The sequence below is a fragment of the Hominimerdicola alba genome, assembly GCF_900109655.1.
GTDB classification, from domain to species: Bacteria; Bacillota; Clostridia; order Oscillospirales; family Ruminococcaceae; genus Hominimerdicola; species Hominimerdicola alba_B.
The window spans coordinates 25493-38718 of sequence record NZ_FOAT01000014.1; the positions used below are offsets into that span (position 1 = coordinate 25493).

Genomic DNA, 13226 nt, shown 5'->3' on the forward strand with positions numbered 1-13226 from the left:
GAACGCACTTTTTAAATCAGTATATCGGAACATCGAAATTCTTGATTTTCTCAAACAGAATATCATCCTCAGACGGAATATCCGCCGCCATTTCTATCTCACTTCGGATACTCAGCATCTCGTGGTCGGTGCTTGCTATGACCTCGGCACAGTCGCGAAGCCTGTCAACTATCTCCTGCTCGTTTTCAACCGCCTGCTTGTATTTCAGCTGATGTTCAAGGCTTGCCCAGAAATCCATGGCTATGGTGCGTATCTGTACTTCAACACGCATATCACGTTTCTCTTCTGCAAAAAACACAGGCACACTTACTATCAGGTGAAGACTGCGGTAACCGTTGGGCTTCGGAGTCGCTATATAATCCTTTCGAGCGATAAGTGTGATGTCGTCCTGTTGGATAAGTGCATCAGCGATGGAATAAATATCGTCTATGTAGGCACAAATTACCCTGACGCCTGCAACGTCGCTGAGATTATGCTCTATATTATCGGGTGTCATAGCAACACCTTTGCGCTGTAGCTTTTCAGCGATGCTCGAAGTCCTTTTCAGACGTGTGCTGATAAACTCGATGGGGTTGCGGCGATAACGCACATTGAACTCGGTGTTCAGCACGTCGAACTTTGTCTTGACCTCTTTGATGGCACAGGTGTACATCATCATAAGCTCCTTGTACTCCACCATTGTGCCTATCAGCTGCTTCGTATGACTGTATACCATCTCAACTTCATCGGAACTGAGTGCAGGCAGTTCAAGTTCGGGTGAATTTATCACCTCGGTGAACAGCTCATCGAATTTTTGCTCGCGGCTCATTACATACCTCCTGTTCTCAGCGTAAAAGCATTATACTTTCGCGCAGCTTTTGTTATTTTATCATAATACCACGCCTGTGGGTGAAAAAAGCGTTATTTATCTGAATTATCTGTGAAAACTTTCCTTATTTTTCCACACCGAAGAACTCAGCGACCTTATCATTGAATTCAGGCTGCTCATATGCGCCGTGACCATAGGCTTCTGTCATGTAAAGCCCACAGCCCAGCTTTTCTGCTATCTCCTTTGAAGCTTCAGGCGAAACAATCCTGTCCTGCTTGTCACCGATGACCAGAACAGGACATTTTATCTCTTCAAGCCTGTCATAAGTATCGCAGGTGAGACAGGCTTTTGTCATGCGCACAAAGGTCTGGGAATCTTTGGGACGTCCTGCCTTGACCAGCGCAGGCATTATCAGCTTGAATTTTTCAAGTCTTTCAGGCGGATAATTATACTTCATCGTGCTGATTACAAGTCCGTCGATATCGCCTTTTTCTGCCAGGCTGACCCATTCATCCACTGCACCGCGAACAACATCGTTATTTCGGGAAAGCGTGACTCCCAGTACCAGCTTTTTCACAAGTTCAGGGTGCTTTATAGCAAGATACTGAGCAGCCATACCACCCTGAGATACGCCCATAACGCAGGCATTTTCAAGTCCGAGGGCTTTCATAGCAGCAGCTACTTCATCACCTATATCCTCGGCAGTGTAGTTCTCCGGGATAACCTTTCTGCGATCAAATATATACACACGGAACTTTTTCGTGAACTGCCTGTACATCACCGCCAGTGTAAATCCCGTACCCTTAACACGTTTCAGAGAAAGCCCGGGTATGATGACCATGACCTCTTCCCCGCTGCCGAAAACTGCGTAGTCAATACTCATTCCATTGATCTCTAAAGTGTCTTCCTTTACATTGTATAACATTGTTGTCTCCTTTAACTTTTATCTCTTTCTAAAAAACAGTTGTTATGAACTTCATTATCATAGACACCAGACCCATCAGGATATTCACCACATACAGCACACCTGCACCACAGTTCAGCAATACACCTATGGCACAGCCAATTGCCGAAAGCTTGTATCCTGCATTGAAATCTTCCTTCACCGACTTCGCCGAGACCGCTACGCCCACAATGATCAACAGCATCATGGCAGTGCTGACAAGCATGATATTCAGCTTAGTGCATAAAAACACAAGCAGGATATTTATTATCCCGAATATGATACAGCCTTTCCATGACGATTTAGCATTCTGCTCTTCCAAAATTATCTCACCTATAAAACTTGTGCTGAAATAGTTAATAAAAAACGGCTGCCTAAAAATGGCAGCCGAAAATTTACCGTTCTACGGAGTAATACTTGTTCAGCTTTGTTTTGAATATCTCCGTTACTATATCAGCAGTCACTATCGCTGCAACGACCGACACGAAAACGATAATAAATACTTTCAGACCCTTGCTCATAATGTTCCGCCTTCCTTTCTTTAGTCTGGGTAACAATTTTCTCACATATATTATACACTATTTTTCATAGAATTTCAAGTACCTTTGCACAAATAATTACTGATTTCGGCTTTGGCTGCCGACATTATGCTTTCAACATCTGCACCCCATATATCAAGACCCTCAGCCTTGAATAATACGCACTCCCCTATCCCGTAAAAATCCCGAGCAAGAGCTTTAACGTACCCGAAGCCGTATTCTTCCGAGAAAACAGTTCCTCCCGCTGTGGTGACATAGTAGAGTTTGCAAGCCTTGCATAGTCCACCGAAACTGCCGTCCGGTCGGCATTCAAAAGTCAGCCCAGCAACGGTAATCTCTTCAAAGAACTGTTTAAGCGCCGCAGGAAATGACATATCCCAGAAAGGCGCGGCAACAACTATCACATCGGCTTCGGCAAAAAGCCTAGCGTGAAGAAACATCTTATCTGAAAAATCTCCGGCGGCACAGGCTTTGTCCCTTTTGGCAAGATAAGCCGCATTCGTCCGAGGAAAATCGTACTCGCAAAGCTTCACGCGTGTGACATTACCGCCAAGCTTTTCAAGCACCAGTTCGCCCAGTACAGCTGTCCTTGAATTCTCTCTTACTGTCGCATCAATATAAAGCACTTTCATGTTCCAGCCCCTTTATGTTTCAGATCATTTATGTGCCTTGGTACAAAGATGAGCGGAAATGCACCGCACTTCCGCACACTAAATATCCTGTCATCACAGCCCGTATATCGACATTGCCATGAGTATACTGCCGACTATTCCGCGAAGTTCTGCTATAACATCTGGCGTAGTATCGACTATCAGCTTCCAGTCGCCGCTTACGGCTGCTGCTTCCAGCTTTGCGGCACTTTCACTTATTGAGATTGCGCCGATAGTCTTGGAAGCACTTTTCAGCGAATGAACATATACCCTGTACTGATCAGCGTTTCCGCAGGCTAAACATTCTTCAAGATGCCTTATCCTGTCATCTGAACTTCCTGTGTACTCAGTCAGCATCTCGGCATAGAACTCGGTGTCGTTCATGCAGTACTTCATGCCAATGGCGGTATCGAGTCCGCCAGCTTCAAGCATGGACAAAAAACCGAAAACTAAGTCTTTATCTGAATTGATATTTTGCTCAACAGTTACGCCGTTATCACCTACACGATAAGAATCGGGATCCTCTCTCATGCTGTACTCAGTGTCCTCGTCGATCATATCAAGCATTATCTGGGCGAATTTGGGATCAAACTGCGTGCCCATGTTGTTTCTGAACTCGCTCCTGATATACTCCTGTGCATAAACATCATGATAGCTTCTTCTCGAACTCATTGCATCATAAGCATCAGCCACGGTTATTATGCGAACTTCCATGGGTATATCCTCGCCTTTGAGACCATCGGGATATCCTGTGCCGTCGTACCTCTCGTGATGCCATCTGGCGGCGACCGCAAGCTGTGGCATCTCGCTGATATTTTTCAGGATATCATATCCGACCCCGGGGTGAGTTTTTATTATGTCAAATTCTTCGGGAGTGAGCTTTGTAGGCTTGTTTATAACATAATCGGGCACGCCGATCTTGCCAATATCGTGCAGAAGACCCATCATATAGATCTTTTCCTGCTCTTTTTCTGAAAGACCTGCGCTCCTTGCTATCTCTCTTGAATATTCAGCAACGCGGGTGGAATGACCGTTAGTGTACTTATCCTTTGCGTCTACTGCCCCCGCAAGGGTCTGAACCACCTGCATGGATAATCTTTCGTTCCGACGATGTTCCTCTATAATGCTTGAGCTGAGTTTTTTAGCTTCGCTTTTAAGATCGCGCTGAAGCTTGTTGAGCTCGATGGTATTCTTTACACGCAGAAGAAGCACCGAAGCCACAAAAGGCTTCACAACAAAATCAGACGCACCCGCCGTAAGTGCTTTTGTCTCGGTATCGGAATCTGTATCCGCCGTAAGTATTATAACAGGGATATCCCTAAGTTCGTGGTTTGATTTAAGTTTCTGCAATGTATCAAAACCGTTCATGCCCGTCAGATGTAAATCAAGTAAAATTAGATCGGGCTTGTTTTCCTTTACATATTCAAGCAAAGCCTCACCGGAATCAAGGCAATCAACAGTATACCCATAAAGACTGAGTATACGATCTGCGATTTTAAGGTTTCCTCTGTCATCATCAATAACAGCTACTCTGTATTGCTCCATATACCCACACTCCTTTATATCATATCTCTGTTCTGCTTAGAACATCCATAAGTTCAGGTGCGGAAACAGGCTTGCCTATGAATCCTACTGCACCAAGCTTTTCAGCTCTTTCACGGAGATCATCGGTGATAGTGCCAGACATCAGGCAGACATTTGTATCACTTATCCCGCTGTCACCGCGGATTTTTTCAAGCACATCAAGGCCGTTTTCACCCGGCATCTCAACATCAAGAAGCATAAGATCGGTTTTTTCGCTTTTGAGAAGCGCCACGCCCTGTGCTCCGCTTGATGCACTAAAAAAATCATGACCTGTTTTTTTCAATATAAATCCTATCATTCTGACAGCCATGCTGTCATCATCAACTATAAGTATCCTTGACATTCTTATACCCCCGAAACGGTCAGTTTCAATATAAAACAATCATTTAGGCATTATAATTATATCACATTGAATAAAAATAATCAAGCAGTTATTAATGAATTATTTTATGGTTAAATTTTTTGGATTTAAGAATTATCTTGCATAGAGGTTCAGAATGCTTCCTTGCTGACGTATGAGAAAAGCATATCACGGAGCTTGCTCTCCTTGGTCCTGCTAACAGGGAGAGTGGTGTTATCCTCCATTACGACTCTTTTACCACCTACCCTTAGCACTTTAGGCAAAGAAATCAAATATCCCCTGTGTATCCTGAAAAAGCCGTACTGTGAAAGATCCTCCTCGTAATCGCTTATATTCCCACGTACGGAAAAACTTTCCTCGGCGGTGCTTATGATAACGTTCTGATTATGTGCTTCAATAAAAAGTATATCCGACAAGGATATGCGCTGTTCGCCGTCAGCAGTCTTTACCCACAGCATTTTGCTGCTTTCCAGCTTGTCAAGCACATGATCGATAACTTCCTTTATCTTCTGTTTATCCGCGGGCTTTGTGAGGTATCTCAGTGCATTTACTTCATAACCTTTTATAGCATATTCAATATGTGCTGTGAGAAAAACTATGCACACATCGGAACTTAGTTCCCGTATTTTTCTGGCAAGGGTGATACCGTCAATCTCCGGCATTTCAATATCGAGAAATACGACATCATACGCCTTGCGCCTGAAGCCTTTAAGAAGTTCTTCACCGCTGTTATATCCATCGGTTATCATATCAAGACTGCTGTAAAGCTCGTCAAGATTCTTTTTCAGATCGCAGATAAAACGCTGTTCATCATCGCACACAGCTATGCGCATTTTCAACACCTGCCTGTTCATATCGTGTATTTGAATCATCCTTGATAATATTATACCATAAGCTGTCAAAGGTTTCAATAGTTGTGGAATAATTTTCAAAAATCCCTCACGAATGATAATATTCCGCAATTTTTGGTGAGTTTTTTAACATAACCGCTATTGACAAACATTCTAAAATATGCCATAATATCTTAAAAGAATATTTTTATAGTACAAAAAAATTTAATCAAGGAGATAAATTATAATGAGTGCAACTCTGGTAATAATGGCAGCCGGACTTGGTTCAAGGTTCAAGGGCGGTATAAAGCAGCTGGAACCTTTTGGCCCCAACGGCGAAATAATAATGGATTATTCAATATTCGATGCGGTACGCGCAGGCTTTGACAAGGTAGTATTTATCATCAGGCGAGATATCCGAGAGGCTTTCGACGAGATGATAGGCAACCGAATAGGTGCGCAGGTAAAGGTTGACTACGTGTATCAGGAGCTGGACTGCCTGCCGACAGGCTACACCGTTCCCGAGGGCAGAGTTAAGCCCTGGGGTCACGGACACGCTGTATGCTGCTGCAAGGGCATCGTAAACGAGCCTTTTGCAGTTATCAATGCAGACGACTTCTACGGCAAAGAGGCTTTCAAAATACTGCATGACTATCTTTCCGAGGAACAGACAGGCGACAAGCTGAAAATGTCCATGGCAGGCTTCGTGCTAAAAAACACCCTCAGCGACAACGGCGCTGTAAACAGGGGTGTCTGCAAGGTGGATGACAACAATATGCTGGTAGATGTTGAAGAAACTTATAATATCCGCCGTGAAGCAGACGGCAGAGTTCTTTCAGGCAAGGAAGAAACAAAAGAGCTCAGCGAGGACAGCTATGTTTCCATGAATATGTGGGGCTGCCCTGCGGGATTCATAGACAGGCTGAACAGACGTTTTGAGGAATTCCTTGAAAAGAACGGCACAAGCCTTACCTCGGAATTTCTTCTTCCCGAGGGTATCGACTACATGATAAAGCACGGCGAAGCAGACTGCAAGCTATTGGAAAGCCGCGACAAATGGTTCGGCGTTACCTACGCTGAGGACAAACCATCAGTCAAGGCTGCTATTTCTCAACTGATAGCTGACGGTGCTTATCCGGAAAAGCTCTGGAAATAATCTAAACAAAAATTGCGCTCGACTATATGATCGGGCGCATTTTTTATTGCACATATTTTTGGACTATTACAACAAAAAAGCGGGTGCTGACGATGTAGCACCCGCATTAATATTCTTATTTCAGAGAATTCAGCAGACCATTCGAGTTGATTATCTTGATAAGGAACTCAGGGAAAGACTGACCCTGATAGGTCTCACCCTTGGTCTTGTTGGTGATAATACCTGAATCGAAATCGATCTCAACTTCGTCGCCTGCCTCGATCTTCTCGGAAGCCTCTTCGCACTCGATTATCGGCAGACCGATATTGATGGCATTTCTGTAAAATATTCTTGCAAAGCTCTTAGCGATAACGCAGGAGATACCGGTTGCCTTGATAGAAGCAGGAGCGTGCTCTCTGGAAGAACCGCAGCCGAAATTGGCTTTAGCTACCATTATATCGCCTTTCTTGACGTTCTTTGCAAAATCTATGTCGATATCCTCCATGCAGTGCTGAGCCAGCTCTTCCATATTGGAACTGTTGAGGTATCTTGCAGGGATAATAACGTCTGTATCAACGTTATCCCCATATTTATGTACTTTTCCGCAAGCCTTCATTCTATGAAAACTCCTTTCAACTTACTCAATATATCTGTCGGAATTAAAGACATTCTCGCCCGCTGCCTGCTTGCGCAGTTCTTCATACACCTGTTCAAGATAGTTTGAATCCATCTTATCCTTGGTGCGTGTTATAAAATAGCAGACCTTTGCCTTTCCGAAAAATCCCTCTTTAACAAGACGGAAGCAGGATACGCCGTTAACAGAATCGGTATAGAAATTGTTGAAACCTTTTTTGTCGATGATAGCTTGTGTTTGTTCGATGGTGAAAACATTTCCAACTCTGAGCTCGTCGATAAAAGCGAGAATTTTATCTCTGCGCTGTGAATCAGTAAAAGCTGAGCCGTATTTTTGCGTAATGATACCTGACACGGTATCGTAGAAAATATCTACCAAATAGTTAGTCATAACCCGCCTCCTATCTGTTTGATTCAAATTACCCGAAGTATGGGCTGTATTACATAACGTCCGCAGGCTGAGCTATACGTCCTGCCACTGCCGAAGCAGCTGCTACATAAGGTGAAGCAAGGTAAACCTCAGACTCAGGATGACCCATTCTTCCTACGAAGTTTCTGTTAGTTGTAGCTACTGCCTTTTCACCCGCTGCGAGAATGCCCATGTGTCCTCCAAGACATGGACCGCAGGTCGGTGCGGAAACAGCACAGCCTGATTCTATGAATATCTCCAGCAGACCTTCCTTCATTGCCGTGAGATAGATGTTCTGTGTTGCAGGGATAACGATACATCTTACATGACTTGCTACGCGCTTGCCCTTGAGTATCTCTGCGGCTGCTCTCAGATCCTCGATCCTGCCGTTTGTACATGAACCGATAACTACCTGATCGATCTTGATCTCGGGGATATCATCGAAGGTTCTTGCATTTTCGGGAAGATGGGGGAATGCTACTGTGGGCTTGATGGTGCTGAGGTCGATGGTGTACTCCTCATCATACTCGGCATCTGCATCAGCCTCATATACTTTATACTCTCTGTCAGTTCTGCCCTTGAGGTACTCCTTAGTTACCTCATCAACAGCGAAGATACCGTTCTTTGCACCTGCTTCGATAGCCATGTTAGCCATGCAGAGTCTGTCTTCCATAGTCAGGTTTTTCAGGCCCTCGCCCATAAATTCCATTGAGCGATACAGAGCGCCGTCAACGCCGATCTTACCGATTATATGCAGGATAACGTCCTTAGCTGAGCTGTACTTGGGCAGCTTGCCTACGATATTGAACTTGATGGCAGATGGCACCTTGAACCAGGTCTTGCCTGCAGCCATGCCAGCGCACATATCAGTAGAGCCTACGCCTGTAGAGAAAGCGCCCAGAGCACCGTATGTACAGGTATGTGAATCTGCACCGATAACTGCATCACCGGGAACTACAAGTCCTTTTTCTGGAAGCAGTGCGTGCTCGATGCCCACATCGCCAACATCGTAATAGTGAGTGATATCGTACTTCGACGCGAACTCACGGCACTGCTTGCACTGTTGTGCAGCCTTGATGTCCTTGTTCGGCGTGAAGTGATCCATCACCATAGTGATCTTATCCTTATTGAAGATACCGCTGAATCCTGCCTTGTTGAACTCATTGATAGCAACGGGCGTTGTAACATCGTTGCCAAGAACAAGGTCGAGGTCAGCCATAATGAGCTGTCCTGCCTTGACCTCGTCAAGCCCTGCATGGGCAGCGAGTATCTTCTGTGTCATTGTCATAGCCATGATAGTGATCTACTCCTTATAAAACAATATTCTTATACTATTTTATTATAACTTATTTTTGCTGAAATGTAAAGTGATTAACAGAGAAAATTTAAATAAAATTTCCGGGAGTTTTTGTAAGAAATATCAAAATCAGAGCTATTAACCATATGTTATCTGTGACGTTCATGCAATATATAAATATTTAACAAGTTAAAATTTCCGAGTATTGTTTTCACAAAGCTGACCATAATATTAACAGGACATCTTTGCAGTTCACAAAAATTGGTATTACTATCCGGAAAGGAGAGGAAAATATGATGGGAAGATCGCTAATGACAGGCATATATGCAGGAGTTACTGTCGGAACTATTGCTTACAGTATTGCACGCAAAACTCAGCGAGGTAAAAGAAACCTGAAAGCTCGTGCAGGCAAGACTCTGAAAAACATGAGTAGCTTCATGGACGAACTCTCGGATATGATAAGATAGCTTATCTCAGACTGTCGGCGCATTTACGCCCGACAGTCTGTTTACTGTACACTTTATCGGTCACATAAAAGAATCGTCACAAAAAATATACATATAAAGACCTTATTACAGCTCAAAATTTGTTAAAGATTTTTTCTTAAAAACCAAGTGCGCCACTAGACAAATCCACCATGTTTGTGGTATAATAAACTATATAAATTAAAGAAAAATGTCGTTTTGTGTTTATGTAAGGAAGGAAAATACTAATGGGCGCAGATGCTGCAGGATACGGCAAAAAGCTCTCATCTGCCGGGAGCAGGAAACGGGGCAGAAAAAAAGTTAAGAACCAGACCGTTCTTATATGCGGTACGGCTGTAGTTGCACTGCTGGCCGCTGTAGGAATTTCATACGGCGTTGGCAGAGCTTATTACAGGAATAAATTTCTTGCTGATACATTCATCAATGATGTAGATGTAAGCGGAAAGACCTACGAACAGGCTGTCAAAGAACTTAAAGCTGACACCATCCCCAAGGAGCTTAAAGTCACCACGATCGATGGTAAGGACGTTGTTATTTCGCCTGCCGATTTCGGTTACACCCGTAACGCCAAAAACGAAGTAAAAAAGCTTTATGACAAGGTAAATCATGGCGCATGGTTCTCGGGATATGCAGGTAGGACCGACTACAATTACACCGATGAATCAACATATGACAGCGAAAAGCTGAAAGAACTGCTGATTGAACAGGACTGGGGCGATGTTGAAACTCAGGACGCTGCGCTGGAACTGACCGACAAGGGTTATGTAATCAATGAGGAAGTTCAGGGCAATAAGGTCACAAATATGGAAAAACTGGAGGAAGCCGTTATCGACGCGCTGGGCAAAGGCGAGTTCGAGGTCAAGCTTGACAGCGGTACAGGCTGTTATGATATCCCCCAGGTTACATCTGACACTTTCAAAGATCAGTGTGAAGCACTGAACAAGGTGTTCAATATTTCCATAACCTACGACTTTGACTATACCACCGAAACTATCACAGGCAAAACTTTGCTTTCTCTTATCGAGATGGACGATATGGGCAACTACGTCGTTGACAGAAAAGCAGTGGAAAAGTATGTCGAGGGTCTGGCAGATAAGTACGATACTTTGAATAAGACAAGGACCTTCAAATCTACGCTCCAGGGCAAAGTCAAGGTAGAGCCCAGTGATGACGGCCGTTACGGCTGGTGGCTCTGGCAGGATGCTACCGTTGAACAGCTTGAAAACCTCATCGAAGAGGGCAAGAGCGTTGAATCCATCGACCCGATCTATTACAGCGACGGTTCATTCGAGTACACAGGTGTTGAGTCTGCAAGAACCGAAAAGGACGATATCGGCAAAACCTATATAGAGATCGACCTTACAAATCAGCAGCTGTGGTATTACAAGAATGGCAAGAAGAAATATACCTGTGATATCGTTTCAGGTCAGACAACTTCTGCTGCACGAACTACTCTTGAAGGCGTATATAAGCTGTGGTCGAAAGAGACCAACAAGCGTATGAAGGACAGAAACGCCGACGGCGAAGAGTGGGATACCACCTGCAACTACTGGAACAATGTTTCACTCTGTGGTATTGGTCTGCATGACTCCACATGGAGAGGCGGCGCTTTCGGCGGCACTATCTACCAGTGGAACGGTTCTCATGGCTGTATTAATATGCCTTACGAGGGAGCTGAGTACATCTACGAGAATGTACCCCTCGGCACACCTGTAGTAATGTTCTACGATTAATAGTTAAAAATATAACGGACAGTTTCAAAACTGTCCGTTTTTTGCATCCATTATCATAGCAAATAAAAAGTCGGGGAAGTTGTCCCCGACTGATATTTATACCTGTTCGCTCAGCTTAATGATAGCATCTCTCATACGGTTAACATCATCAAGGCTCTTGGACAGTCTGTTAACATCAGACTGCAGAGTCTCGGAAGCTTCACCCAGAGTAGCATTTATGTTTGCGATCATAGCGTCAAGGATGCTCTGCCTTTTATTGTTAGCATCTGCGATTATATTTTCAGCCTCTGCTCTTGCACGGTTGATTATATCCTCAGCATCCTGATTTGCTCTGTCTACCTGCTCCTTGACATACTGCTCAGCTCTTGCGATTATAGCCTCCTGAGAAACAAGCTTGTCAGCCTCTGCTCTGGCTTCCTTCATCACGCTTTCCTTTTCGCTTGTAGCAGAATTTCTGATGGCATCTGCTTCCTGCTTAGCGTTCTCGAGGATAGCCTTTCTCTGAACTTCCAGTTCCTGAGCTCTCTTTATCTCGGGAGGGATACTCATTCTGACTTCATCTACCAATTCATGCAGGTGATCGCCGTCTACCATTTTTTTATTTGAAAAAGGTACAGTAGCGCCGTTGTCGATAGTTTCGTCTATTCTTTCCAGCAAATCATTCATGGGGGTATAATCGATGTTTTCACTCATAGTAATACTTCCTTTCATTTGCCCCGTACTTCTCGGGGTTATTTATCCTCAGGCTTATAAAGCCTGTTTTTTATCATTTCAAGAACCTCGGGTGAAACAAAGCCCGAAATATCACCGCCGAAGCTAGCTATCTCCTTTACGACACTGGATGAAAGAAACATATTCTCCCCTGCAGTGGTAAGGAATACTGTTTCGGCATCATTGTATAGCTTCTTGTTGGCAAGCGCCATCTGAAATTCATATTCAAAATCTGATACCGCACGCAGACCCTTAACGATGACTTCAGCACCTGTCATTTTAAGATAATCAGCCAGCAGACCGTCGTAGCAGTCCACAACCACATTATCAAGTCCCTTGGTCACGGCGATTATCATCTCTATTCTCTCTTTGGTGGAGAATATCGCCTTATTTTTGCTTCTGTTAAAGCTGACCAATACTATGACTCTGTCAAAAAGCTTTGAAGCGCGTTCGATTATATCCAGATGTCCCAGCGTAACGGGGTCAAAGCTACCCGGGCATACAGCGATCCTCATATTTACTCTTCCTCTGTCGGTATTTTAAAAATTGTAACAGCAATCTTGCCGTACTTATAACGCTTATGTTTTTTCAGCCTGCCGTACTCTTCAGCAAGTTCAAGCTCTTTTTCATGTTCGCAGACAACTATCGCCCTGTCGCTGAGATGAGCATCTATATTATCCAGTACTTTTTCAATTATACCCTTATTGTAAGGCGGGTCGAGCAGAACGATATCGAACTGACCCTTTGCCACTTTAAGGTAATCAAGGCTGTCCATATTCAGCACACGGGATTCAGCAGTGAGTTTGCAGTCATTGATATTCTCCTTAATGACCGCAACTGCCGCAGCATTATTGTCAACAAAAACGCAGTGTTTTGCATCACGGCTGAGGGCTTCAATACCCATCTGACCGCTGCCCGCAAAAAGGTCAAGTACCTGTGCGCCGGGCACATCAAACTGTATCGCAGAAAAGACTGCTTCCTTGACCATATCAGTGGTCGGTCTTGTATCGAGGTTCTCCAGCGTTTTCAGCTTTTTGCCTCTTCTTGAACCTGTTATAACTCTCATAAAAACTCTCCTAGACTCTGATATTTCTATTATACATTATTT

17 protein-coding genes are annotated in these 13226 nt (G+C 44.1%); 3 read left to right on the plus strand and 14 right to left on the minus strand.

Annotation, left to right across the window (positions count from 1 at the left end; translation table 11 throughout):
• Positions 1-16: 16 nt before the first annotated feature.
• The 8 genes from BMY75_RS13600 to BMY75_RS13630 all read right to left on the minus strand — a co-directional run bounded on the left by BMY75_RS13600 (position 17) and on the right by BMY75_RS13630 (position 5739).
• Entirely contained in the window at positions 17-808 is a 792-nt protein-coding gene (locus BMY75_RS13600; protein ID WP_074834734.1) for a GTP pyrophosphokinase, read from the minus strand.
• A 124-nt stretch (positions 809-932) separates the two neighbouring features.
• Entirely contained in the window at positions 933-1733 is an 801-nt protein-coding gene (locus tag BMY75_RS13605; RefSeq protein WP_074834736.1) for an alpha/beta fold hydrolase, read from the minus strand.
• A 28-nt stretch (positions 1734-1761) separates the two neighbouring features.
• Positions 1762-2073: a hypothetical protein gene (locus BMY75_RS13610; RefSeq protein WP_074834738.1), complete on the minus strand. Its 312-nt coding sequence runs from the start codon at positions 2071-2073 to the stop codon at positions 1762-1764.
• 73 nt (positions 2074-2146) lie between these two features.
• Complete coding sequence (locus BMY75_RS18675) at positions 2147-2272, minus strand: hypothetical protein (protein ID WP_278287954.1); 126 nt, start codon at positions 2270-2272, stop codon at positions 2147-2149.
• Positions 2273-2346: 74 nt separating this feature from the next.
• The gene (locus BMY75_RS13615; RefSeq protein WP_074834740.1) at positions 2347-2922 is read right to left on the minus strand and encodes an NAD(P)H-dependent oxidoreductase; all 576 of its coding nucleotides are present in this window, start codon (positions 2920-2922) and stop codon (positions 2347-2349) included.
• A 93-nt stretch (positions 2923-3015) separates the two neighbouring features.
• Positions 3016-4485, minus strand: a complete 1470-nt coding sequence (locus BMY75_RS13620) for an HD domain-containing phosphohydrolase (RefSeq protein ID WP_074834742.1) — start codon at positions 4483-4485, stop codon at positions 3016-3018.
• Positions 4486-4504: 19 nt separating this feature from the next.
• On the minus strand, positions 4505-4867 hold the full coding sequence (locus tag BMY75_RS13625) for a response regulator (RefSeq protein ID WP_074834744.1): 363 nt from the start codon (positions 4865-4867) through the stop codon (positions 4505-4507).
• A gap of 149 nt (positions 4868-5016) precedes the next feature.
• Positions 5017-5739 carry a LytR/AlgR family response regulator transcription factor gene (locus BMY75_RS13630; RefSeq protein WP_242940242.1) on the minus strand — a complete coding sequence of 241 codons (723 nt, stop codon included), beginning with the start codon at positions 5737-5739 and terminating at the stop codon, positions 5017-5019.
• Positions 5740-5962: 223 nt separating this feature from the next.
• Here BMY75_RS13630 and BMY75_RS13635 point away from each other — a divergent pair, with 223 nt between their 5' ends.
• Positions 5963-6871: a nucleotidyltransferase family protein gene (locus BMY75_RS13635; RefSeq protein WP_074834749.1), complete on the plus strand. Its 909-nt coding sequence runs from the start codon at positions 5963-5965 to the stop codon at positions 6869-6871.
• 115 nt (positions 6872-6986) lie between these two features.
• Here BMY75_RS13635 and leuD read toward each other — a convergent pair whose 3' ends face one another.
• The 3 genes from leuD to leuC are packed head-to-tail and all read right to left on the minus strand — an operon-like array spanning position 6987 to position 9186.
• The gene (leuD, locus tag BMY75_RS13640; RefSeq protein ID WP_074834751.1) at positions 6987-7466 is read right to left on the minus strand and encodes a 3-isopropylmalate dehydratase small subunit; all 480 of its coding nucleotides are present in this window, start codon (positions 7464-7466) and stop codon (positions 6987-6989) included.
• A 21-nt stretch (positions 7467-7487) separates the two neighbouring features.
• On the minus strand, positions 7488-7874 hold the full coding sequence (locus tag BMY75_RS13645; protein WP_074834753.1) for a hypothetical protein: 387 nt from the start codon (positions 7872-7874) through the stop codon (positions 7488-7490).
• 49 nt (positions 7875-7923) lie between these two features.
• Positions 7924-9186 (minus strand): 3-isopropylmalate dehydratase large subunit, encoded by a 1263-nt coding sequence (gene leuC, locus BMY75_RS13650; RefSeq protein ID WP_074834755.1) that lies wholly within the window; start codon positions 9184-9186, stop codon positions 7924-7926.
• Between the two features lie 296 nt (positions 9187-9482).
• Here leuC and BMY75_RS18055 point away from each other — a divergent pair, with 296 nt between their 5' ends.
• Both BMY75_RS18055 and BMY75_RS13655 read left to right on the plus strand, forming a co-directional pair.
• Positions 9483-9656 carry a hypothetical protein gene (locus tag BMY75_RS18055; protein ID WP_170844306.1) on the plus strand — a complete coding sequence of 58 codons (174 nt, stop codon included), beginning with the start codon at positions 9483-9485 and terminating at the stop codon, positions 9654-9656.
• A 245-nt stretch (positions 9657-9901) separates the two neighbouring features.
• Positions 9902-11407 carry a L,D-transpeptidase family protein gene (locus BMY75_RS13655; RefSeq protein ID WP_074834757.1) on the plus strand — a complete coding sequence of 502 codons (1506 nt, stop codon included), beginning with the start codon at positions 9902-9904 and terminating at the stop codon, positions 11405-11407.
• A 96-nt stretch (positions 11408-11503) separates the two neighbouring features.
• Here the strand turns inward: BMY75_RS13655 and BMY75_RS13660 are convergent, their stop codons facing one another.
• Genes BMY75_RS13660 through rsmD form a run of 3 tightly spaced genes read right to left on the minus strand, consistent with a single transcriptional unit; the run spans position 11504 to position 13184 of the window.
• Positions 11504-12100 (minus strand): ATP synthase subunit B family protein, encoded by a 597-nt coding sequence (locus tag BMY75_RS13660; RefSeq protein ID WP_074834760.1) that lies wholly within the window; start codon positions 12098-12100, stop codon positions 11504-11506.
• A 38-nt stretch (positions 12101-12138) separates the two neighbouring features.
• On the minus strand, positions 12139-12633 hold the full coding sequence (gene coaD / locus BMY75_RS13665) for a pantetheine-phosphate adenylyltransferase (RefSeq protein ID WP_074834762.1): 495 nt from the start codon (positions 12631-12633) through the stop codon (positions 12139-12141).
• Between the two features lie 2 nt (positions 12634-12635).
• Complete coding sequence (rsmD, locus tag BMY75_RS13670) at positions 12636-13184, minus strand: 16S rRNA (guanine(966)-N(2))-methyltransferase RsmD (protein WP_074834764.1); 549 nt, start codon at positions 13182-13184, stop codon at positions 12636-12638.
• Between the last annotated feature and the right edge of the window lie 42 nt (positions 13185-13226).

Bases quoted from the DNA above. Each gene is read 5' to 3' on its own strand.
- BMY75_RS13600 (WP_074834734.1), bottom strand. From the start codon at position 808: ATGAGCCGCGAGCAAAAATTCGATGAGCTGTTCACCGAGGTGATAAAT.
- BMY75_RS13605 (WP_074834736.1), bottom strand. From the start codon at position 1,733: ATGTTATACAATGTAAAGGAAGACACTTTAGAGATCAATGGAATGAGT.
- BMY75_RS18675 (WP_278287954.1), bottom strand. From the start codon at position 2,272: ATGAGCAAGGGTCTGAAAGTATTTATTATCGTTTTCGTGTCGGTCGTT.
- BMY75_RS13615 (WP_074834740.1), bottom strand. From the start codon at position 2,922: ATGAAAGTGCTTTATATTGATGCGACAGTAAGAGAGAATTCAAGGACA.
- BMY75_RS13620 (WP_074834742.1), bottom strand. From the start codon at position 4,485: ATGGAGCAATACAGAGTAGCTGTTATTGATGATGACAGAGGAAACCTT.
- BMY75_RS13625 (WP_074834744.1), bottom strand. From the start codon at position 4,867: ATGTCAAGGATACTTATAGTTGATGATGACAGCATGGCTGTCAGAATG.
- BMY75_RS13630 (WP_242940242.1), bottom strand. From the start codon at position 5,739: ATGAACAGGCAGGTGTTGAAAATGCGCATAGCTGTGTGCGATGATGAA.
- BMY75_RS13635 (WP_074834749.1), top strand. From the start codon at position 5,963: ATGAGTGCAACTCTGGTAATAATGGCAGCCGGACTTGGTTCAAGGTTC.
- leuD (WP_074834751.1), bottom strand. From the start codon at position 7,466: ATGAAGGCTTGCGGAAAAGTACATAAATATGGGGATAACGTTGATACA.
- BMY75_RS13645 (WP_074834753.1), bottom strand. From the start codon at position 7,874: ATGACTAACTATTTGGTAGATATTTTCTACGATACCGTGTCAGGTATC.
- leuC (WP_074834755.1), bottom strand. From the start codon at position 9,186: ATGGCTATGACAATGACACAGAAGATACTCGCTGCCCATGCAGGGCTT.
- BMY75_RS18055 (WP_170844306.1), top strand. From the start codon at position 9,483: ATGATGGGAAGATCGCTAATGACAGGCATATATGCAGGAGTTACTGTC.
- BMY75_RS13655 (WP_074834757.1), top strand. From the start codon at position 9,902: ATGGGCGCAGATGCTGCAGGATACGGCAAAAAGCTCTCATCTGCCGGG.
- BMY75_RS13660 (WP_074834760.1), bottom strand. From the start codon at position 12,100: ATGAGTGAAAACATCGATTATACCCCCATGAATGATTTGCTGGAAAGA.
- coaD (WP_074834762.1), bottom strand. From the start codon at position 12,633: ATGAGGATCGCTGTATGCCCGGGTAGCTTTGACCCCGTTACGCTGGGA.
- rsmD (WP_074834764.1), bottom strand. From the start codon at position 13,184: ATGAGAGTTATAACAGGTTCAAGAAGAGGCAAAAAGCTGAAAACGCTG.